Consider the following 20,320-nt stretch of genomic DNA (forward strand, 5'->3'; position numbering starts at 1 on the left):
TATAATGCCGCAAGTAACAGTATCCAGTAAGTACCAGATTGCCATTCCCGTAGCGATACGTAAGCGGCTGGGGATTAAGAAGGGGCAAAAACTGCACCTGATCGTTGAAGACGGGGGGATGAGGCTCATTCCGGACTACTCTTTGTCACAGATGAGGGGCTTTTTGGCGGGCATGGATACCACCGTGGAACGGGACGAGGAGGAACGGTTTTGATCGTCGTGGACTCCTGCGGTTGGCTGGAGTACTTGGCCGACGGGCCTCTGGCGCAGGACTACGCTCCGTTTCTGACCGATGAGGGGAGCGTGCTCACCCCGGTAATCGTGCTTTACGAGGTGATGAAAAAGGTCTGGCGGGAGCGAGGGCAAGAGAAGGCCTTGGTGGTTGCCGCGCAGATGCAGAAAACCAGGGTCGTCCCGTTCGACTCCGAGCTGGGCTTGGCCGCCGCCGGGGTTTCGCTGCAGTGGAGGCTGCCCCTGGCGGATGCGATGGTGTACGCTACGGCCGTCTCCCAGGGGTGCCAGGTGGTGACCAGTGACCGCCATTTCGAGGGCCTTCCGGGTGTCGTCTTCATTTCCCCGTGAAACGCTAGCAAGGAATGAATGGTGACAGACGCCGATACCGGTCTTTAATCTTCGTGCCGGGCAGGAGGCCCGGCGGTCGTGGCAGCGAGCCCAGCGAAGATAAGGCGCAAGCTAGGCCGGAAGCCCCGTTGCGGAAAGAGGTGATGGATCACCTCGCTTGAAGCCGGTTCAGGTAATCCCCTGGAGTGCAAACATGAACGCCCTGGATGGTCTCACCTCTGTAAATGCCAAAATGATTGAGATCTCCAGTTATCAAATGCGTGGCCCGGGCTTGGACAGCAGCCGTCAGCACCGGCACGTCCTTAAGCGGCAATTTGACGGGACAAGACATACCAGGGTGGGCTTCCGGGACTATGGTCAGTTCAGCCGGGAGCTCTTTTAGCTTGGCCAGTTGTTCAGGCCGGGGAAGGTTTCGTATCGCTTCTTCCACAACATACGAAGACGCCAGGAGTCTGACGTGTCCCTGGCGCGCTTGTTTCCATAGGCCCTCTATGCCGCGGCTGCCGTAAGCTGCCGAGAACAAGACGTTTGCATCCAGAAACAGCCGGTCCAATCTTTAGCTCGGCCTTTCATGAGGAATATTTTGCGGGTCAAGGCCCATTTTTTTAACCTCTTCCACAGCCCACGCGTAATCTTCGGGAGTGACCGCATTGTTCAAGAGAAATTCTGCCTTGCGTTCCGGGGTATAAATCTCAATGGAGAGAGCTACCGCCGGACGCAGAAGTATACCTTCAGGTCTGGGCTCCGCGATTACCAGAGTGCCTTCCTCCAGACCGTATTCCTTGCGCAGGTATGCCGGTATTACCACTGTACCCCTGCGTCCGACTTTTACCGTTTCGTTATCCATAAACAGCACCTCTGAATATCAGAATACACGATAGTATGACATTTGTCAAATCGGGAAGCTTCAGGCAGCGTTCTCGACCTCTAGGGTCAGACTTACCGATTGTTACCGATGTACCGGCGTGTACGGATTTTCTCAATCATGTTGTGTCGATTTATAGCGTCCAGTTTTCCTGCCAGAAAGGAATTTCTTTTTTCGTCAAAGTATTATATCCTACAAAATAACGCTTGCCGTTTCGCTAAAAGCCGTAGAGTGAAGGGAGTATCGTTGGGCGGTGGACAGGCATATCGATGAAGAGACCTACGCAAGCCTGCTTAAAGAGCTGGAGCGGTTCAAGGAAATGGCCGAAGAACTGCACAGAAAACATGAAGAAAAACTGTGGGCGGCCCCGATTGCCGTGCCGCTGCGGCTTTCGCAGGCGCTGGCCGGCCTGACGAAGGATGAACTGACACAGATCAGGCAAAATCTGCGGATTAAGAATATCAGCACGCTGAGAAAGCCGGAACTGGTCACCAAACTCAGGGAGGTTATTCCGCACAAGGCGAAGGACATATTCCGGCTTTTCGACCTTGACCGGTATGAGCTCGTCAAGCGCATTGTTGACGGCGGCGGGTTTGCTTTTGTGCCGCGCCCGAACATCCGCCGGGTTGAATACCTGCGCAGCCGCGGGATCGCGTTTTCGGGCAGTGTCGACGGCAGGAGCGTACTGGCGGTACCGGAGGAAATCGCCGAAGAGTTCAGAAGAGTCAACGATAAGGAGTGCCGCCGGCTGGTGCGCAGGAACACCGAATGGGTACGGCTGACCCACGGCATGCTCTACTATTACGGTGTCGTAGGCTCAACGGATTTGTTCCGTCTTTTGCGAAAATACTTCGGAGAAGAAGCGGATACGGCGGAGCTTTTCCGCGTGTTGTACGAGTCCCTGGACTATTACGAGGAAATTGAAATGATCGGCACCAGCTACGCACACGCGGACGTTTGGGATCCTCAAAGGGTGATCGATGAGCACCGGGCGAGGCCGGATGTCGAATACTATCCGTTTACAAAGAACCAGCTGCTCAGAGCAGGTGAATCGGGTTTTGTCGATAGGAACGCCGCCCACAAAGAATTTGTAGCCTTTTTGGCCCACAACTTCGAAATCAGCCCGGAAAAGGCCGACAGCATCGCCCAGGAGTGTGTCTACGCCGCCAATGCCGGCGAGAGGTTATCGGACATCGTCCGGAAACTGCTGGACGAGTTCGAGATGGAGTCTATGGATATGCTGCAGGCCTTGCTGGATCAGTTGACCCGTCTCATCAACAATACCAGACAGTGGTTTCTCAAAGGCTATACGCCGGCCGAACTGTACGAGAGGGAAAAGGAGTTCTTGCGGCCGCTCCCGGCCAAAGGCGCGGATGTCATCGATTTGCGCACCGGGCGCAAGATTGGACGGAACGACCCGTGTCCCTGCGGCAGCGGAAAGAAATTCAAGAAATGCTGCGGAAGATGAAATCCCAGAGGGCCGGCAAGCGGCCCACGGGTAGCTGTTGGCAATTGGCTGCCAAGGGACGGTACTTGAATACTTAAAGTGCAATGCAGCATCTCTAAAGTTATGAGGAATGAGAAAAGCAATGAGCTACGACTTCGTGGTGGTCGGGTGCGGGATAGTCGGGCTGACGACGGCGATCGCTGTTAGGAAGGCCTTCGGCGGGACGGTATGTGTGTTCGAAAAGGAGCAAGAGGTCGGGGTGCACGCCAGCGGGCGGAACAGCGGGGTGCTGCACGCCGGGATCTACTACAAGCCGGGGACGCTGAAGGCCCGGCTTTGCGTCGAAGGCAACAGGTTGATGAGGGAGTACTGTGAGTCGAAAGGCATCAAAAGTATAAAGGGAAAGGTCATTGTCGCCAAGGAAGAAAGGGATCTGCCGGCGCTTTTTGAGCTTGAGCGGCGGGCAAAGGCCGGCGGGGTTGAAGTAAAGCTTATCGATGAGAAGGAACTCAAGGAAATCGAGCCGTATGCCCGGACCTGCGATAAGGCCCTTTATTCCCCAAATACTGTGGTGATCGACCCGAAGGAAGTACTCGGCAGCCTAGCTGAAGACGCAAAGAGTCTTGGTGTCGAAATAAGACTGGGTACCCGGCTGCTGGACCTGGACAGGGGGAGGAAAGAAGCAGTAACCACAGGAGGCCGCCTGGGCTACGGGTTCCTGGTCAATGCGGCGGGGGCCTACGCCGACCGGATCGCCCACATGCGCGGCCTGGGCCTGGCTTACACAATGGTTCCGTACAAAGGCATCTACCTTAGAATTAAAGATGAGTTTGGATATCTGGTAAGGTCCAACATATACCCCGTTCCGGATATAAGGTACCCGTTCCTCGGGGTGCACTTCACCAGAACGCCCCAGGGAACGGTGAAGATCGGCCCCACCGCCATCCCCGCTTTGAGTCGCGAGAATTACGGAATGATCAGTAACATCAGGTATTCCGAGCTCGTGGAGTCAGCCTCTTGCACAGCGAAGAAACTGTTGACGGACAAGAACTACGTCTCACTGGCGCTCAGGGAAATTGGGAAGTACCTGCCGTACCTGATGTACAGAGAGGCGAAGAAGCTGGTGCCAAGCTTGGGGTATTCATATATCGCGCGGCATCCTATGGTGGGAATCAGGTCGCAACTGTTTGACAAGTCCAGGAACGAGCTTGTAATGGACTACCTGGTCCTGCAAAACGATGATTCCCTGCACATCCTTAATGCCGTATCGCCGGCTTTCACTTCATCGCTGGCCTTTGCCGAATATGTGGTGGATAAACTGAAATGATAGTTTTAGCGATTTGAGCGGAAGTGGATTATACTAGAGGCAGCCTGCGGGCTGCTTTTTGAACGGTGTTCGAAGGAGTTTTTGTTTTGTCCCACAACGGCGCGAAGGTTGTCACGGAGTTAGCGGCTGACAGGTTAAAAGATCAAGGGGCGGCCAAAAAAGGCTCCGGCCAGGGGCTGGGGATCTTCTTGGTGGTCGTGGCCACGCTGGCCCTGGCGACCGAAGCGATCGCGGCGAAGATGGCCTACCGGCACGGGGCCACGGTGGAGACGACGCTGACGCTGCGGTACGTGGTTGCGGCGGCGGCCTTCTGGACGGGGATGCTGGTCTGGCGGCAGCCCGTCCGGATTACGCTGCGGCAGTTCCTGCTGATCGCGGCGATTACGTTGGGCGGACATGCGACGACGGTGCTGGCCCTGTTCTACTCCTTCAAGTTCATACCGGCGGGGATGGCCATCCTTTTCTTGTATGCCTACCCGACGATCGTTGCCGTCCTGGCCTACTTTGTCCTGAATGAGCCTTTCATCTGGCGGAAGGGCCTGGCACTGGCGCTGACTTTCGGCGGCGCCGCCGTGATTCTCGGACAGCCGTTGCACGGCCTGGATATGCGCGGGGTGGTCCTGGCGCTGATTGCCGCTTTCATGAACGCCATTTTCTACGTGGCCAGCGCCAGGTTGCTAAGGGATATGTCGGTATGGGTCTTTGACACCTATCTTGTAACCTTTGCGATCGTCATTTTTGCCGCCCTCGGCGCCGCTACGGGGCGTTTGAGCCTGGACTTCGCGCCGCAGGCTTGGGTGTGGCTGGTCTTCCTGGGCCTCGTGGCGACGGCGCTGGCGCTGGCGGCCATCTTCCGGGGCATCCAGTTGATCGGGGCGTCCCGCGCCTCCATCATCAGCACCCTAGAGCCGGCGGTGACCGCCCTGCTGGGCTTCTGGCTCCTGTCGGAGACACTGACGGTGGTGCAGATGGCCGGCGGGGCACTGATCCTGCTGGGAGTGTTCCTGCAGAGCAGGGAGTAAGGGCCCCAAAGGGGCCCGCTGTTAGCAGTTAGCTGTTGGCTGTTAGTGGTTGGAACTCGAAGGCAGAAATTCCGGGTTTATGGCTGGAAGAGCGAAAGGTCTATAAAACCCCGTCGGGGAAGAGCCTGGAGGTTGTTTGATGTTTGAGAACCTTAAGGATGGCCTGATTGTTGCCGGGCTGGCAGCTCTGCCTTTCGGCGAGCTGCGGACGGCGATACCCTTCGCGCAGGGAGTCCTGGGCATGCAGCCCTGGCCGTCTTTCTTCTGGGGCGTCCTTGGCAATATTATCCCGGTTATCATTTTGCTTAAGGGCCTGGGCCCGTTATCGGAGTTCCTCGCGGTACGCTCACCGCGGTTACAAGAAATGTTGCTACGGGTCTTTGCGAGAACCCGCAGGAAGAGCGGTGTCGTCGAAAAATACGGCTGGATCGGGCTGCTCCTTTTTGTGGCCGTTCCCCTGCCCGGTACCGGGGCGTGGACAGGCTGTTTCGCGGCCTTCCTTTTCGGCATCCCGTTTGTCAAGGCGGCCTCGGCGATCATTACGGCGCTTGTTATTCTGGGTGCGGGGATCACCGCGGCGACACACAGCTCCCTTACGGCTATCGATAAGCTGATTCCGTAAGTCGGTAGTCGGTAATCAGCAGTCAGGGCTGGCGGTGGCGAATTAAAGGTTTGTGTGCTCCCCGAAAGGCGCAACCCTGATCCTCACCACGCACTACCTGGAGGAAGCGCTTCAGAATAGGTAGAACCGTAAATGTAGGAATTAATGCGAATGATGTGGAATACCGTCAGGTCAGCTCATCACCAATTTTAAACACTGAATGCCGAGCGCTTAGTGCGGCGTGTAAGCGCCATCACCGGAGGTGCTCAATGTCGTCTGGCAAAGTAATCGCCCGGGCCACGTTGCTGATCATGCTCCTCTCGCTTGTTTCCCGCTTTTTCGGCCTCGGGCGGGAGATGGCCATCGCCGGCAAGTTCGCGGCGACAGGTCTGGCCGACGCCTTCTACGTCGCCTTCACCATCCCCAACATTTTTTACGCCGTGGCCGGAATGGCGCTGGCGACGGTAATCGTCCCGATCTTTACGGAATATGTATCCAAAGGGCGCCGTGAAGACGCGTGGCGGCTGTGCAGCATGGTCACCAACGCCCTGATCCTGGTGACGATGGGGGCTACAGCGGCGGGCATTCTGGCCGCTCCGTTGATCGTCGGTTTGCTGGGCCAGGGGTTTCCGGCCGGGACGATGGACCTGGCCGTCAAACTGATGATGGTCATGTTCCCGTCGATAGTCTTCTACAGCCTGGCCGGGCTCTTCACTGGGATACTCAACGCCAACAACGTTTTTGGCATACCGGCTGTCGGCCCGGTGGCGATGAATGTCGTCATCATCTTCGGCGCCCTGGTCTTAAGCCGTGAGTACGGTGTTTTTGGACTGGCCTTCGGGGTTTTGGGCGGGGCGGCGGCTCTCGCCTTCATCCAGCTCCCCGCCCTGCGGGCGGTGGGGTTTCGCTACAGCCTGGCGGTGGATTTTCGCCATCCCGAAGTGCTGCGCGTCGTGTACCTGATGGCGCCCTTGACTCTCGGCCTGGCCGTGAACCAGATCTACATGATGATCGACTGGAACATGGCCTCGGGGCTGGCCGAGGGCAGCATCGCCGCTCTGAACTACGCCAACAAGCTGGTTCAACTGCCCCAGAGCCTGTTCGTGCTGGCGGTTTCGACGGCCATCTATCCCACGCTGAGCCGGCTGATTGCCGACGGGGTCCGCGGGGAGGCCGGGGAAACCCTGCGGCGGGCGATAAAGGTCGTCCTATTCTTAACCGTTCCCGCGGCAGTGGGCATTCTCGTTTTGAGGGACCCCATCGTCAGCCTGCTGTACCGGCGCGGGGAGTTCGACGAACGGTCCGCGGCCTTGACTTCGCTGGCGCTGCTGTTCTTTTCGGTCGGAGTGGTCGGACAGTGCCTGGTGATGCTGGTCCAGCGCGGCTTCTTCGCTATGCAGGACACGCGGACACCGGTGATGGTGACACTGAGCACGGTGTTCGTCAAGCTCGGGCTGAGCTTGATATTCATCAAGTTCCTGGCGCACGGGGGCCTTGCCCTGGCTACGTCGTTAACGGCCCTGTTGAATGCCGTAATCCTGATCGCGTTGTTGCAGCGGCGTCTGCCACAGCTGATAGCACCGGACCTGGTCAAGTTCACGGCCGGGGTGTCGGCGGCGGCGGTCGTCATGGGACTGGCTGTTTTTACGCTGGACGGCTTTCTGGCGGCCGCTTTGGGAGCGCACGGAGTTTCGCTGCTTGCGCGTGTATTCTTCGACATTGTTTGCGGCGCTTTCGTATTTTTTGTAGCAGGATTTCTGCTGCGGCTTGACGAACTAATGCACATCGCCGATTTTGTCCTGCGTTCCTTGACCGGGAAGGTGACCGGGAGGGTTTATCGTGGCAGGATTTAGGACATATGCCAATTGAAACAGGGATCAAGAGCTGGTTGTAGTGGCTGTTAGTGCTTGAAAAGGCGTCTGCTGGTTTGTTAGAATAAGATAAAATATTCGGACAAGGATTCTGGACAGCGTAAAGGGAGCAAGGGCCCCCTTGTTGCGCTGTTTGCTAACTGGTTAAAAACAAGTTTCGGGTTCAGTTTTCTATGGGAATGTAGTCTTAGTGCAAAATCCGCGTTCCGGAGGTGGTAGGAAAAGCTTTTCTGACCTCGCAGTTTTCCTTTCAAAGTCTTTGATGAAAGAAGGGGCGGGAATGGAGAATTTTGAACCCAAAATTGTTGGCTTCTTGTGTAACTGGTGTAGTTACGGCGGCGCCGACCTCGCCGGCGTATCCAGACTCCAGTACCCTCCTAATGTGCGGATCATTAGGGTCATGTGCTCCGGTCGTGTTGACCCGCAATTCATCTTCAAGGCCTTGCAGGAGGGCGCTGACGGCGTCCTCGTAGCTGGTTGACACCCGGGCGACTGCCACTATGTTAGTGGCAATTACCGTACCATGCGCCGCTTCACCCTGATGAAGAAGGTGCTCGAGCAGCTCGGCGTAGAAAAAGAAAGAGTTCGGCTGGAATGGATCTCCGCGGCGGAAGGCACCGTCTTTGCCGCTGTTATCAAGGACTTCGTAGAAAAGCTTCGGCAGCTTGGTCCCTTTGCCCAGAAAGATACCAGGTGTGCTGCCGGGGGGGAGGGTTAGAACATGGGTAAGTTGAAGCTAGCCTCCTACTGGGCTGCCGCTTGCGGCGGCTGTGACGTAGCCATCCTGGATATCCACGAGAAGATCCTTGATGTGGCGGCTGCCGCCGACATCGTGTTCTGGCCCATCGCCGTTGACTTTAAGTATAAAGACGTCGAGGGTTACGAGGACGGTTACATTGATGTCTGCCTGTTCCACGGCGCGATCCGCAACTCCGAAAACGAGCACATCGCCAAGCTTCTCCGCCAGAAGTCCAAGGTTCTGGTGGCGTTTGGTTCCTGCGCAATCATGGGCGGTATCCCCGGCCTCGCCAATTTCAAGTGCCGTGACGACATCCTGAAGCGTGCATACTTTGAAAGCCAGTCCACCCAGAACCCCGACAAGGTTCTGCCGCAAACCCATTACAAGGTGCCGGAAGGCGAGCTGGAACTGCCGGCGTTTTATAAGGACGTTAAAACCCTGGCTGACGTAGTGGACGTTGACTACTTCATGCCGGGTTGCCCGCCGACCCCGGCCCAGATCTGGGCTGTTATCGGCGCTATCGTTTCCGGCAACCTCCCGCCGAAGGGCTCGGTTGTCGGCGCTTCCCATAAGACCCTTTGCGATGAGTGTCCCCGCGAGCGTACCGACAAGAAGATCAAGAAGTTCTACAGGCCTCACGAGATCATCACCGATTCCAGCCGTTGCCTCCTCGAGCAGGGTCTCGTCTGCATGGGGCCGGTTACCCGGGCAGGTTGTGGCGGTCAGTGCACCAGCACTGGTTTCCCCTGCCGTGGCTGCTATGGTCCGGTGGACGGCGTAGTCGACCAGGGTGCGAAGTTCATCAGTGCTTTGGCCTCCGTCGTCGATTCCGAGAACCCGGAAGAGATTGACAAGATCATCAGTGAGATCGTGGACCCGGCCGGTACATTCTACCGCTTCGGTCTGCCCGGCTCGCTGCTAAGGAGGGCGAAGTAGCGAATGAAGAAGATCAGCATTGACCCGATTACCAGGCTGGAAGGCCACGGCAAGATTGAGATCTTTCTTAACGATGCCGGCGGCGTGGAGAACTGCTACTTCCAGATTCCCGAACTGCGCGGCTTCGAGAAGTTCTGCGAAGGGCGCGCAGCGGAAGACGTCCCGCAGATCGTCAGCCGCATCTGCGGCGTCTGACCGGCCGCGCACCATATGGCCTCGGGTAAGGCCATGGACGCGGTCTGGGGAGTCGAACCGACCCCGACTGCTTTGAAACTGCGGCGGCTGTATTACAGCGCGCACATGGTTCACAGCCACATCGCCCACTTCTATGCCCTGGCGGCTCCGGACTTCGTGATGGGCCCCGATGCCGACCCGGCCGTCCGCAACATCCTTGGCGTGGTCGGCAAGGTCGGCGTGGAAATCGGCGGCGAGGTCATCAAGCACCGTGCCTACGCTCAGCAGGTACAGGCGACCCTGGGCGGCAAGGCGACCCACCCGGCCTTCATGATTCCGGGCGGCGTCATGAAGCCCCTTAAGGAAGAAGAGCGTAAGCAGTTCGAGGAGATGGGCAAGTCCCAGGTTGAATTTGCCAAGTTCTCCCTGAAGCTCTTCGAAGACGTGGTTCTGAAGAACAAGGGCTACGTCGACCTGATCCTCAGCGACGGTTATAAGCTTGTTACCAACTACATGGGCCTCGTGGACGAGAACAACAAGCTCGAGTTTTACGATGGCAAGGTCCGTGTTGTTGATACCGAGGGCAAGGAACTCTTCAAGTACGGCCCGCGCGAGTACGTCGACTACGTGGCCGAGCACGTGGAGCCGTACAGTTACCTGAAGTACCCGTACCTCAAGAAGTTCGGCTGGACAGGCTTCGTTGAAGGTCCGGGAACAGCGATCTACCAGGCCGCCCCGCTCGGCCGCATGAACGCCGCCGACGGTATGAAGACCCCGCTGGCCGAAGAGGCCCGCCAAAAGTTCTTCGACACCCTTGGCGGCAGGCCGGTACACGCCGTCCTGGCGACGCACTGGGCGCGTCTGGTCGAACTGATGCAGGCGGCTGAAGAGTGGCTGCTGTACGTCTCCGATCCCGATATCTGCAGCCCGGACATCCGGAATATTCCCACGAGTGTTCCGAAGGAAGGCGTTGGTATCCTGGAGGCCCCGCGCGGCACCCTGACGCACCACTACATCACTGACGAAAACGGCATCGTGGTGAAGGCCAACCTGATCGTGGGCACGACCAACAACAACGCCCCTATCAGCATGGCCATCAAGAAGGCCGCGATGAACGTGATCAAGCCGGGTATGGAGATCAACAACGGCCTGCTGAACATGATCGAAATGGCCTTCCGGGCCTACGACCCGTGCTTCAGTTGCGCGACGCACGCCATCCTGGGTGAGCTGCCGCTTGTGGTCAATATTTACGACAGCAAGGGCGAACTCTATAAGACCCTCTCCAGGTAGCGGCACAGGACAATTCGATTCTTTGCAAGCCCTTCCGGGTTTCGGGAAGGGCTTGTTTTTATTTAGGGGATTTCTTCTACAAGTGTCGCAAGTTCTTTTTGCTGGGGCACAGCCTAGAATTCTGTTGTGCAAGAGTCTTTCACTGGGTCGACATCGGTCTCAGGTTTCAAAGGCTATAAGACGATAACCAGCAGTAGAACCTCTTGATTTAAGTGTTATAGGTTTGCATGTACCCTAAACAGTCTCCCGACTACGAATCTATTTATGAGGTGGGCTACTGTGCAGAGTGCCCAACTGCAAGACCTTCTCAGTCAAGCCAAAAGTGGGGATGAATCAGCCAGGGAACAGCTTATACGTCGTCATCGCTCTTACATTGCTGAGGTGGTGGCAGATTGCTGCGGTCGGAGGCTGGAGCCGGAGAACGACGACGAGCTAAGCATTGGCCTCATATCCTTTAACGAAGCCATCGACTCATATAACCCTTCCTCGGGAAAGGATTTCCGCAATTACGCCCGCATCGTTATAAGAAACCGCCTGATTGACTATTTCAGAAAGGAAGCCCGCCATCGTCATCTCAGCCTGGAGGGGCCTTGCTCGGCTGGTTTAGAAGTTGAGAATGTCTGTATTGAAACCGCCTGGCAGCAGTACAAAGAAGAGGAACTAGTAAGAGAGCGGGAGGCCGAAATATCTCGCTTTAAACAAGCGTTGCAAGATTTTGGTCTGTCGCTGGAAGAACTGGGGCGGTGTTCTCCCAAACATTGCGACACCAGAGAGACTCTTACTAATGTAGCGCGGCTTCTGGCTCGCCGGCAGGATTTGTCTGCGTATGTCTATCGATTCAGACAGCTTCCCTTCAAGGATTTGTCGGAAGCTTTGGGGGTAAGCAGAAAAGTTTTAAGGCGGGGCCGCCCTTATATTATGGCGTTGTTTATCGTCATGTCCCGGGCAGACTTCCAGCATATACGTTCTCTTTTTGCCTTGCCGTTCGAAGCGTCGACTTTAGGCACTAGGCCCAATTCCGGAAAGGGTGACCGGTAGTGACGAAAGTAAGGGGCATAGTCTTAAGAGTGCGGGGGCGTTGGATGTGGGTGGCAACCGCGAACCGTGAATTTCTGCGTTTGCCCGTCCCCGCCGAAGGAGCCAGGCCCGGCGAAGAAATATGGGCGCCTTCGGGCGGCGATGCGTCCACCAGCCCTGCCTATCGCGGGATGCTGGTCGCCGGCATTTTAGTGCTGTTGGTGATAGGGGCTATCTGGGCCAACATCATCCAGGGACAGGACCCTGCCGTATACCTGGCGTTTGATGTTAATCCCAGTTTGGAGCTGTCAATCGACACCTCAGGCCGGGTGATAGATATCGCACCTTTCAACCAGGATGCCGCTACGATTCTCAAGGACCTTTCCTTTAAAGGCGAGGATGTCTATGAAACGATCGAGGCAATTACGCTGAGGTGTCAGGAAGCGGGCTACATTTCCCCCGGCAGGAAAAACACCGTACTTCTTACGGTTACGCCCGTAGAAGGCAAGTCTTACGTGTTGGATGCGCACCGCATATCGAAACTGATCATAGAACGAATGAAAGAGACTGGGGTTGAAGGCACGGTAGGCATTCAAACAGCAACATCAACTGAAAGAGAGGAATCCCGCCGGCAAGGCATCTCTTTGAACAGCTATTTGCTTATAAAAAAAGCATCTGCGAGGGGTTGTCTACTACCCCTTGCCAAAGACCGGACTGGAGTTGCCGAGATCTTGCAAACCTTGACTGAACAAGGGTTGAGTTTGGAGCAACTGATCACTGTTGCGCGAGTAGGTGTTTCGTCCAAAGAACCCGGCCTTGAGACTAAACCCGTAACCGGTTCGGGACTATCAGGTAATCTTAAAGCATCAAATCATCATCACGCTGCTGCCAAGCGTGCCGGTCCTCTAAAAGAACCGTACAAAAAGGATGAAGGAGAAGCAGAAGCCTCCGACGAGGATTTGACAGAGGCCGAGGAAAAAGCCGAGGACACGCCGGCAGAGGAAGAGGAAGTCGAAGAGGCAATCGAAGAGGAAGCCCATAACGAAGCGGACAGGGAAGAAACAGTGGAAGAAATAAATGAACACGAAAGCAGCAAAGATGAGAAATACCGGGAAGATGAAAATCAAGATCAAGATGAGAGGGATTAGGCAAAGAGATTAATTTTCATATTAGTCTCCATTAGGCTCCGGGTTCGGCAAAAGATTTACTTTATGGATGTTCCCTAAAATCCAGTTCAGCCTCGAATAAATATATAGACAGCGGGAAATTGAAATAAGTTGATAGCTTACCGCTAAGGGCAAAATCACCGAAAGGTGATGACGCAAAGCCATGGGTCTAAGGTGAAACCACTATGATTGCCAGGCTGCCGGCTTTACGGGGCAGTCGTGGACTGCCCCTAAGAGTTTAATGGGAGAGGGGGAATAAGTCGGATAGAACCACACTTGGGCGGACAGTGCTGAGCTTGGTGCTGATAACGAAAGGAGAGGGATCGGCGTGCTAAGGAAGCGTTTGTTAAGGCTTTTGGCCATCACAGTTATAACAGCTTTCCTGGTTGCTGTTTATCTGCCAGGCGGATGTCCGGCAGGCAGTGTTTTCTCTGCTGTATCCGAGGCAGGTCAAGACGAGGTTTATTATGTGGGAAGGGATACCGATGATGCTGACGAAGATCGAGAGAGGGACGACGACGAGGGCGTAGATAAAGAAGAGGACGCTGATAACGAAGAAGATGCTGGTGATCGAGAGGATGCAGATGAGGAAGAGGACCTCGACCTGGATCTGGACGAGGAAGACGAAGAGATAGATGATGAGGAGCTGTCCGAAATACAGGAAGAATTAGCCGAGGCTCTTGATAGAATTGCCAAAGATCCCGCCGATATCAGCGCTTATGAAGATCTGGCCAAGGCATACGCCTCTTTGGGACAGTGGGACCTGGTTGTAGAGACAGCCAATCAAATGCTGGCCCTTGAAGCCGGGAATGACGATGCAATAATCCTTCTGGCCGCCGGCTTGTACCAGCAAGGCAATCAAGAAGAGGGAATGCAAGTCCTGCTGGCATTGGCTGAACAGGAAAGCAACAACGGGGATCTATATGAAGTGATAGGGGAACTGGAGAAACTGCGGGGCAAACTGCACGAAGCGCTGGAAGCCTTCGAGAAAGCAGCCGCCGTGGATCCCGAGGACGATGACATCTATGAACAGCTTGGAGAAGTATATGAAGAGTTAGGGATGGAAGGGGTCAAGGTATTCGTTGATGGCAAGCGACTCGAACTGGACGTGGAGCCGAAAATCGTTGAAGGCTATACTCTCGTTCCGTTCCGAACCCTGGCGGAAAGCCTGGATGCGGAAGTATCCTGGGATCCAATCAATAGAGAAGTTGTTGTGAAGCGTAATGATATCCTCATCCGCCTCGTCGTTGACAGTACCGACGCCGAGGTCAACGGCCGTGCCGTTGTGCTGGAAGTAGCGGCCTCCGTTATCAAGGGCCGTGTAATGGTTCCCCTGAGATTCATCAGTGAAGGGCTTGATTCAGAGGTGACCTATCAGCCTGTTGGCCAGTTGGTTGTCGTAAACTAGTAAGTTCGTATGAGTATTGGTAAACGGATTTCCCCCTAAATGTGCCCCTAACTGTTACAGGCAGTTGGGGCCTTCTTCTTTCCTTGAGGGGGGTTTTTGCAGCTCGTTCCTTGTAAACGATAGATAAACGTTACCTGCTTCAATTTAATTTCTTGGTAAGGCTGTGCTAACATTGGGTAAGGATATCCCGGACAGGCGGAAAAGGATTAAACCGTGGGAGTCCCGAATATTGCAAATAGGACGAATTTTGGAGGCTGGAATCGGTTTGGCGCCGGCGAAAATTGTGGTGCTGGGATGTGGAAATACCCTGGCGGGAGACGACGGAGTGGGTGTCGAGGTGCTCCGTGCCCTGGAGCAGGCCGGCCTCCCTCCCGGGGTATCCCTGGTCGAAGCGGGCGCGCCCGGCTTTGGCCTGCTGGACCTGATGTTCGGCGCCGAGAAGGCGATCATCGTCGATGCCGTGCTGGCACGCGGCGAGCCGGGACGGGTTTTCCGATGGACGGAGGCCGAAGTGCCCGAGAAGGCCACGCCGGTGCTGTCAGTTCACGATATCAAGATCCGGGATACACTGCAATTCGGGCGCCGGTCCCTGGCCGAGCATATGCCGGCGGAAGTGGTTATTATCGGTATTGCTATCGAGGACACGGAACCCTGGCACATGGGGCTAAGCCCGGCCGTGGCGCAGGCCGTCCCTGAGGCCGCTCAAACAGTCCTAAAACAAATTGACGCTTGGACGCGTCAATCTGGCAGCGGATTGGACAGTAGTAAGTAGTAAGTAGTAGGGCTCCCCGGCACTCAACTACGGGAGTTAAGTTACAGGTAAATCTAACTTCTAGTGTCTCGAAGACTGACGGCAGTTCCAAAGATAACGGTTCTCGAGTTGGGTGCCGGGCCGTTCGGGAATGCCAAGCGAAGTTATCTCAATGCTCAACGCCCTATCCGTTAAACTATCTCTAAAGCCTTGGTTTACAAGGAGATCCCCGATCTCCTGTGGTATTACCCAGTACCCAACGTTTCGGGGAAAGGCCTCTCAGCGCCAGCAACTCGATTGCCTGCATTGGAGTTGCCTTCCCCGAGCTTAATGTGGCGTTATGATCCATAGAAGGGTCGTGCTTCGAGCACCGTTGCTGGATAGGGCTGATCACCGACCACAACACCAAAGCCCAAAGCTCAGCGCTCAACAAGGAGTTGTGCTGAATGCACGAGATCGGCCTGATTGCGGCGGTAATGGACGAAATAACGAAGGCCGCAGCCGAAAACGATATCAACCATGTGAACAAGGTGAAGCTGGTGGTGGGGAAGGCCAACGGGGCGCTCCCGGAGGTGCTGGAATTCGCCTGGCAGATCCTTAAGCCGGACACCATCTTTGCGCAGGCGAGCCTGGAGATCGAGCAGGTAGACATTACCCTTGAATGTTTGAAGTGCGGCCGTACCGCCGTAGTGGACGGCGTCGAATACTTTTGTCCGGCCTGCGGGTCGAGGGCCAGGATCGTCAAGGGTGACGAGCTTTACATCGACTACTTCGAGGGCGAAAAGGAAGACCAGGCGGAAGTTGAAGAAACTTAAGGTTAGGAAACATATGGGGAAGGATGAAGCGGACAGTGAAGGTGGTCATGGCCCAGCGTATTCTTCGCGCCAACGACCAGGTGGCTAAAGAAAACCGCGAGCGTTTAGCTTCGCTGCTGACCCTGAACCTTATCAGCTCGCCGGGAGCCGGCAAAACGACCCTTCTGGAAAAAACGATTGTGGGGCTGAGGGGGCAGGTCAACATCGGCGTGATCGAGGGAGACATTTACACCACCCGCGATGCCGAACGCATCGCTGGGCAGGGCGCAGACGTGGTGCAGGTGAACACCAGCGGCCTCTGCCACCTCGACGCCAATATGATCGGCCGGGCTCTGAACGAGCTGGATCTTCAGAACCTTGATCTTGTGGTCATCGAGAACGTGGGCAACCTGGTCTGTCCGGCCGAGTTCGACCTTGGTGAGGACTTCAAAGTGGCGCTGCTTAGCGTTGCCGAGGGCGGGGACAAGCCGGCCAAGTATCCTCTGGTGTTCCGCCAGTCCCAGGCGGTGATCATCAACAAGATCGACCTGCTGCCCTTCTCCGATTTTGATTTGGCTGCCGTGACAGAAGAAATCAAGACCATCAACCCGGAACTGCAGTTTTTCGTGCTGTCGGCCAGGACCGGCGAGGGGATGGAGGCGTGGTTGGAGTGGCTAAGGAAAAAGGTGCGACAGAAGAAGCAAGGCTGACCCGTTACCGGATTACAATCAAGGGTATTGTCCAGGGCGTGGGCTTCCGGCCTTTCATCTTCAACCTGGCCGAGGCGCACGGGATCAAGGGCACCGTCCTCAACTCCAGTAGGGGCGTGATCATCGAGGCCGAAGGCCCGCCGGATGCGGTGGCCGCCTTCTGCAAGGAGGTCCGTACGCGTCCCCCGCGTTTGGCGAGAATCATTTACACGGGTTTTGAGGAGCTTGAGCCCGCGGGCTATGCGAATTTCGAAATCGTCAAGAGTGCGGGCGGCGAGGAAAAGGAAGCCCTGGTCCCACCCGATGTGGCGCTTTGTGCCGACTGCGCGCGGGAAACCTTCGACCCGAAGGACAGGCATTACCTTTATCCGTTCACGAACTGCACCAACTGCGGGCCGCGGTTTACCATCGTCAGAGAAATCCCGTACGACCGGCCGAAGACCTCGATGGCCGAGTTCCCGATGTGCCCGGACTGCGAGCGCGAGTACCACGACCCGCGGGACCGCCGTTTTCATGCCCAGCCGGTGGCCTGCCCGGCTTGCGGGCCCCACGTGGAGTTTGTCGACCGCTACGGCCGGCCGGTCGAGGGCGACTGGGCGGAGCTCTGCTGGGAGGCCCTGCGACGGGGTAAGATCGTAGCCCTCAAAAGCCTCGGGGGGTTTCACCTGGTTTGCGACGCCCAGAACCCCGAGGCCCTGCGGACGCTGCGCCGCAGGAAGGGGCGCGCCGCTAAGCCTTTCGCGGTGATGTGCCGGGACCTGGATACGGTACGCCGTTACTGTTATCTCGACGCCCGGGAGGAAGAACTGCTGACGTCGCCGCAGGCGCCCATCGTGGTGCTGAAGCGGCGCGAGGGCGAGACTCTCCCGGGGGAACTGGCACCGGGGCTCGAGACGCTCGGGGTGATGATCCCGTACACGCCGCTGCATTTCCTGGTGTTCAGGGGGCCCTTCGACATCCTGGTGATGACGAGCGGCAACTACAGCGAACTTCCGCTGGCCAAGGATAACGCCGCGGCTCTCGAAGAGCTGGGCGGGATAGCCGACTATTTCCTGTGGCACAACAGGGACATCATCAACCGGTGCGACGATTCCCTGGCCGCCGTGGTGGCCGGTGAAGTTCAGCTCCTGCGCCGCTCCCGGGGGTACGTCCCGCACCCGGTGCTCCTGCCCTACGAAACGCCGGTCACGGTGCTGGGGATGGGCGGGGAGATGAAGAACACCTTCTGTCTCTGGAAGAAGGACCAGGCCTTTGTCAGCCAGCATATCGGTGAGCTGGACAGCCTGGAAGGGGAAGAGAACCTCTTTACGAGTTTATTGAACTTTCAGGGCTTAATCGGCGGCGAGCCGGAAGTCGTGGGTTTCGATGCCCATCCGGATTACCGTTCGTCGCGCCTAGCAAGCAGGATTCCGGTTCAAGCCCGTTTCGAGATCCAGCACCACCACGCACATATGGTGTCCTGCCTGGCTGAGAACGGTCATACCGGCCCGGCCGTCGGGATCATCCTGGACGGCACCGGGTACGGCGAGGATGGGACGCTGTGGGGTTTTGAAATCCTGAGCGGCGACGACCGCTTCTTCGAGCGGCTGATGCACCTGGCACCGGTGCCCCTGCCCGCCGGGGAACAGGCGGTGAAGAACCCGTGGCGGACGGCCGTGTCTTACCTCGTTACCCACCTCGGGGAGGACGGGGAGCGGGCGGCCCGGAGAATTTTCGCCGAACGGGGACAGGAACTGGAAATCGTTTTGAAGCTGGTCAAAAGCCGTTTTAACTCCCCGCTGAGTTCGGGATGCGGGCGCTTTTTCGACGCGGTGGCGGCCTTGACCGGTTTCAGGGGGCGCAGCACCTACGAGGGCCAGCCGGCGATCGAGCTCGGCGAGTGCGCGCCCGATATCGGGGAAGGCTTGCGAATGGGGGCTTACCCCTTTACCATTGAGGGAAAAGTCATCAACCCCGCCGGGGTCATCGCCGGGGTGGTTGACGACCTGGCACGCGGAACGGCGCGCGAGATCATCGCCGCGCGGTTCCACAACACCGTGATGGAGATCGTGCTGCGAGCCGCCCGCGAGGCGAGGGGGAGAACGGGTCTCAATACGGTTGCCTTGAGCGGCGGAACGTGGCAAAACAGATACTTGTTCAGCGCGGCAAAACAGGCCTTGCCTGGCGAAGGATTCGAGCTTCTCGTGCACCGCCAGGTACCCGCCAATGACGGGGGTTTATGCCTGGGCCAAGCCGTAATAGCCTATCGGAGGTGGGAAGGAAGATGTGTCTAGGTATTCCGGGTCTCGTTGTAGAAGTTTCACCAGATGAAGGCACCTGCATCATTAACGTTTTCGGCGTTCAGCGGAAGGTGAACACGCTCCTCGTCGGTGAGGTCAGCGAGGGTGAGTACCTGATGGTGCACTCCGGCTTCGCCGTGGAGAAGGTAGACCTCGAGGAGGCCCAAATCCGGCTGAAGCTGTGGGAGGAGATTTTGAAGGATGCATATCCTGGACAAGTTTCGTGATCCCTCTATCGGCAAGGGGCTGCTGAACAAGATCGTGCCGATGGCTAAAGAGGCCGCCGAACGCCTCGGGCGGCCCGCCGTCTTCATGGAGGTCTGCGGGACGCACACCGTCGCCATCTCCAAGGCGGGGCTGCGCGGCATCCTGGGCGAGTACCTTGAACTGCGCAGCGGCCCCGGATGCCCGGTCTGTGTAACCGATTACGGGGATATCGACCGTATGGTGGCCTTCGGCCGCCAGCCCGGTATTACCGTGGGGACCTTCGGGGACATGCTCAGGGTTCCGGGGAGCGAAACCTCGTTGGAACGGGAGAAGGCCAGGGGCGCGGACATCCGCATCTTTTATTCCCCGGCCGACGCTGTGGACTGGGCGGCCGGCCACCCGGAAAGGGAACTGGTCTTCCTGGGCGTGGGCTTTGAAACCACGGCGCCGACCGTCGCCCTCAGCGTGGCGATGGCCAAAGCCCGGGGGATTAAGAATTACAGCGTTTTTACCGCCCATAAGGTCGTGCCGCCCGCGATGCACGCCATAATGGCCGATCCCGATCTCAGGATCGACGGGTTCATCCTGCCCGGCCACGTCAGCGCCATCATCGGGCGCAAGGCCTGGGATTTCATCGCCGAACAGTACGGGCTGCCGGCTGTGGTCACCGGATTTGAAACGTTGGACATCCTGGATTCGGTTTACAACCTTCTCGGCCAGATCCTGTCCGGGGAGACGCGCGTGGACAACACCTACACGCGCGTGGTGCGTAACGAGGGCAACGTCCGCGCGCAGAAACTCCTTGCCGAGACCTTCGACATCGCCGACGCCTCCTGGCGGGGCTTCGGGGTTATCCCGGACAGCGGGATGGAACTCAAGGAGAACCTGCGCGATTACGACGCCCGTACCAGATTCGCCCTGGAAATCCCGCCACCCCGCGCGCCGAAGGGCTGCGTTTGCGGAGACCTGCTGAAAGGTAAGGTGACGCCGCGCGATTGCCGCCTGTTCGGCAAGGCCTGCACCCCGACCCACCCGGTCGGCCCGTGCATGGTCTCGTCGGAAGGAGCGTGCTCGGCCTATTACCAGTATGAAAGGCGTTAATAGCGCCTTTCATACTGGGATGTCGAATGTTGG

21 protein-coding genes and 1 riboswitch are annotated in these 20,320 nt (G+C 57.1%); of the genes, 19 read left to right on the forward strand and 2 right to left on the reverse strand.

Going from position 1 to position 20,320, the window contains the following annotated elements:
- The first annotated feature begins 4 nt into the window (after positions 1-4).
- Together ACUM6F_RS05115 and ACUM6F_RS05120 are read left to right on the forward strand one after the other, a co-directional pair.
- Positions 5-214: an AbrB/MazE/SpoVT family DNA-binding domain-containing protein gene (locus ACUM6F_RS05115; protein WP_445348581.1), complete on the forward strand. Its 210-nt coding sequence runs from the start codon at positions 5-7 to the stop codon at positions 212-214.
- A gap of 5 nt (positions 215-219) precedes the next feature.
- The gene (locus ACUM6F_RS05120) at positions 220-582 is read left to right on the forward strand and encodes a type II toxin-antitoxin system VapC family toxin (protein ID WP_425622232.1); all 363 of its coding nucleotides are present in this window, start codon (positions 220-222) and stop codon (positions 580-582) included.
- Between the two features lie 148 nt (positions 583-730).
- Here the strand turns inward: ACUM6F_RS05120 and ACUM6F_RS05125 are convergent, their stop codons facing one another.
- Together ACUM6F_RS05125 and ACUM6F_RS05130 are read right to left on the reverse strand one after the other, a co-directional pair.
- A complete protein-coding gene (locus tag ACUM6F_RS05125) occupies positions 731-1,135 on the reverse strand; it encodes a PIN domain-containing protein (protein WP_445348582.1) in 405 nt (134 codons plus the stop codon).
- A gap of 3 nt (positions 1,136-1,138) precedes the next feature.
- Positions 1,139-1,429 carry an AbrB/MazE/SpoVT family DNA-binding domain-containing protein gene (locus tag ACUM6F_RS05130; protein ID WP_425621254.1) on the reverse strand — a complete coding sequence of 97 codons (291 nt, stop codon included), beginning with the start codon at positions 1,427-1,429 and terminating at the stop codon, positions 1,139-1,141.
- Positions 1,430-1,700: 271 nt separating this feature from the next.
- On the opposite strand from ACUM6F_RS05130, the gene ACUM6F_RS05135 reads away from it, so the two are divergent.
- From ACUM6F_RS05135 to hypD, 17 genes are all read left to right on the forward strand, one after another.
- Positions 1,701-2,915 carry a YecA family protein gene (locus ACUM6F_RS05135; protein WP_445348583.1) on the forward strand — a complete coding sequence of 405 codons (1,215 nt, stop codon included), beginning with the start codon at positions 1,701-1,703 and terminating at the stop codon, positions 2,913-2,915.
- 121 nt (positions 2,916-3,036) lie between these two features.
- Positions 3,037-4,221 carry an L-2-hydroxyglutarate oxidase gene (lhgO, locus tag ACUM6F_RS05140; RefSeq protein ID WP_445348584.1) on the forward strand — a complete coding sequence of 395 codons (1,185 nt, stop codon included), beginning with the start codon at positions 3,037-3,039 and terminating at the stop codon, positions 4,219-4,221.
- 65 nt (positions 4,222-4,286) lie between these two features.
- Complete coding sequence (locus ACUM6F_RS05145) at positions 4,287-5,243, forward strand: DMT family transporter (RefSeq protein ID WP_445348585.1); 957 nt, start codon at positions 4,287-4,289, stop codon at positions 5,241-5,243.
- A gap of 139 nt (positions 5,244-5,382) precedes the next feature.
- Positions 5,383-5,865 (forward strand): COG2426 family protein, encoded by a 483-nt coding sequence (locus ACUM6F_RS05150; RefSeq protein ID WP_425621258.1) that lies wholly within the window; start codon positions 5,383-5,385, stop codon positions 5,863-5,865.
- Positions 5,866-6,113: 248 nt separating this feature from the next.
- The gene (gene murJ, locus ACUM6F_RS05155) at positions 6,114-7,697 is read left to right on the forward strand and encodes a murein biosynthesis integral membrane protein MurJ (protein ID WP_425621259.1); all 1,584 of its coding nucleotides are present in this window, start codon (positions 6,114-6,116) and stop codon (positions 7,695-7,697) included.
- 298 nt (positions 7,698-7,995) lie between these two features.
- A complete protein-coding gene (locus tag ACUM6F_RS05160) occupies positions 7,996-8,433 on the forward strand; it encodes a hydrogenase iron-sulfur subunit (RefSeq protein ID WP_425621260.1) in 438 nt (145 codons plus the stop codon).
- 3 nt (positions 8,434-8,436) lie between these two features.
- The gene (locus ACUM6F_RS05165) at positions 8,437-9,390 is read left to right on the forward strand and encodes an NADH-quinone oxidoreductase subunit B family protein (RefSeq protein WP_425621261.1); all 954 of its coding nucleotides are present in this window, start codon (positions 8,437-8,439) and stop codon (positions 9,388-9,390) included.
- 3 nt (positions 9,391-9,393) lie between these two features.
- The gene (locus tag ACUM6F_RS05170) at positions 9,394-10,854 is read left to right on the forward strand and encodes a Ni/Fe hydrogenase subunit alpha (protein WP_425621262.1); all 1,461 of its coding nucleotides are present in this window, start codon (positions 9,394-9,396) and stop codon (positions 10,852-10,854) included.
- A 279-nt stretch (positions 10,855-11,133) separates the two neighbouring features.
- Entirely contained in the window at positions 11,134-11,892 is a 759-nt protein-coding gene (gene sigI, locus ACUM6F_RS05175; RefSeq protein WP_425621263.1) for an RNA polymerase sigma-I factor, read from the forward strand.
- Positions 11,892-13,019 (forward strand): anti-sigma-I factor RsgI family protein, encoded by a 1,128-nt coding sequence (locus ACUM6F_RS05180; RefSeq protein WP_445348586.1) that lies wholly within the window; start codon positions 11,892-11,894, stop codon positions 13,017-13,019. The genes sigI and ACUM6F_RS05180 overlap by 1 nt, the downstream gene beginning before the upstream one ends.
- 138 nt (positions 13,020-13,157) lie before the next feature.
- A riboswitch (cyclic di-GMP riboswitch) is annotated at positions 13,158-13,242 on the forward strand.
- Positions 13,243-13,365: 123 nt separating this feature from the next.
- Positions 13,366-14,445: a stalk domain-containing protein gene (locus tag ACUM6F_RS05185; protein ID WP_445348587.1), complete on the forward strand. Its 1,080-nt coding sequence runs from the start codon at positions 13,366-13,368 to the stop codon at positions 14,443-14,445.
- Positions 14,446-14,710: 265 nt separating this feature from the next.
- Positions 14,711-15,217 carry a hydrogenase maturation protease gene (locus ACUM6F_RS05190; protein ID WP_445348588.1) on the forward strand — a complete coding sequence of 169 codons (507 nt, stop codon included), beginning with the start codon at positions 14,711-14,713 and terminating at the stop codon, positions 15,215-15,217.
- A gap of 425 nt (positions 15,218-15,642) precedes the next feature.
- Entirely contained in the window at positions 15,643-16,011 is a 369-nt protein-coding gene (locus ACUM6F_RS05195) for a hydrogenase maturation nickel metallochaperone HypA/HybF (protein WP_425621267.1), read from the forward strand.
- 35 nt (positions 16,012-16,046) lie between these two features.
- Positions 16,047-16,700: a hydrogenase nickel incorporation protein HypB gene (gene hypB / locus ACUM6F_RS05200; RefSeq protein ID WP_425621268.1), complete on the forward strand. Its 654-nt coding sequence runs from the start codon at positions 16,047-16,049 to the stop codon at positions 16,698-16,700.
- On the forward strand, positions 16,661-18,973 hold the full coding sequence (hypF, locus tag ACUM6F_RS05205) for a carbamoyltransferase HypF (RefSeq protein WP_445348589.1): 2,313 nt from the start codon (positions 16,661-16,663) through the stop codon (positions 18,971-18,973). Before hypB ends, hypF begins: the two co-directional genes overlap by 40 nt.
- Positions 18,964-19,206 carry a HypC/HybG/HupF family hydrogenase formation chaperone gene (locus tag ACUM6F_RS05210; protein WP_425621270.1) on the forward strand — a complete coding sequence of 81 codons (243 nt, stop codon included), beginning with the start codon at positions 18,964-18,966 and terminating at the stop codon, positions 19,204-19,206. Before hypF ends, ACUM6F_RS05210 begins: the two co-directional genes overlap by 10 nt.
- Entirely contained in the window at positions 19,181-20,287 is a 1,107-nt protein-coding gene (hypD, locus tag ACUM6F_RS05215) for a hydrogenase formation protein HypD (RefSeq protein ID WP_445348590.1), read from the forward strand. Before ACUM6F_RS05210 ends, hypD begins: the two co-directional genes overlap by 26 nt.
- The last annotated feature ends 33 nt before the right edge of the window (positions 20,288-20,320 follow it).

It is taken from the genome of Desulforudis sp. DRI-14, from assembly GCF_052618305.1.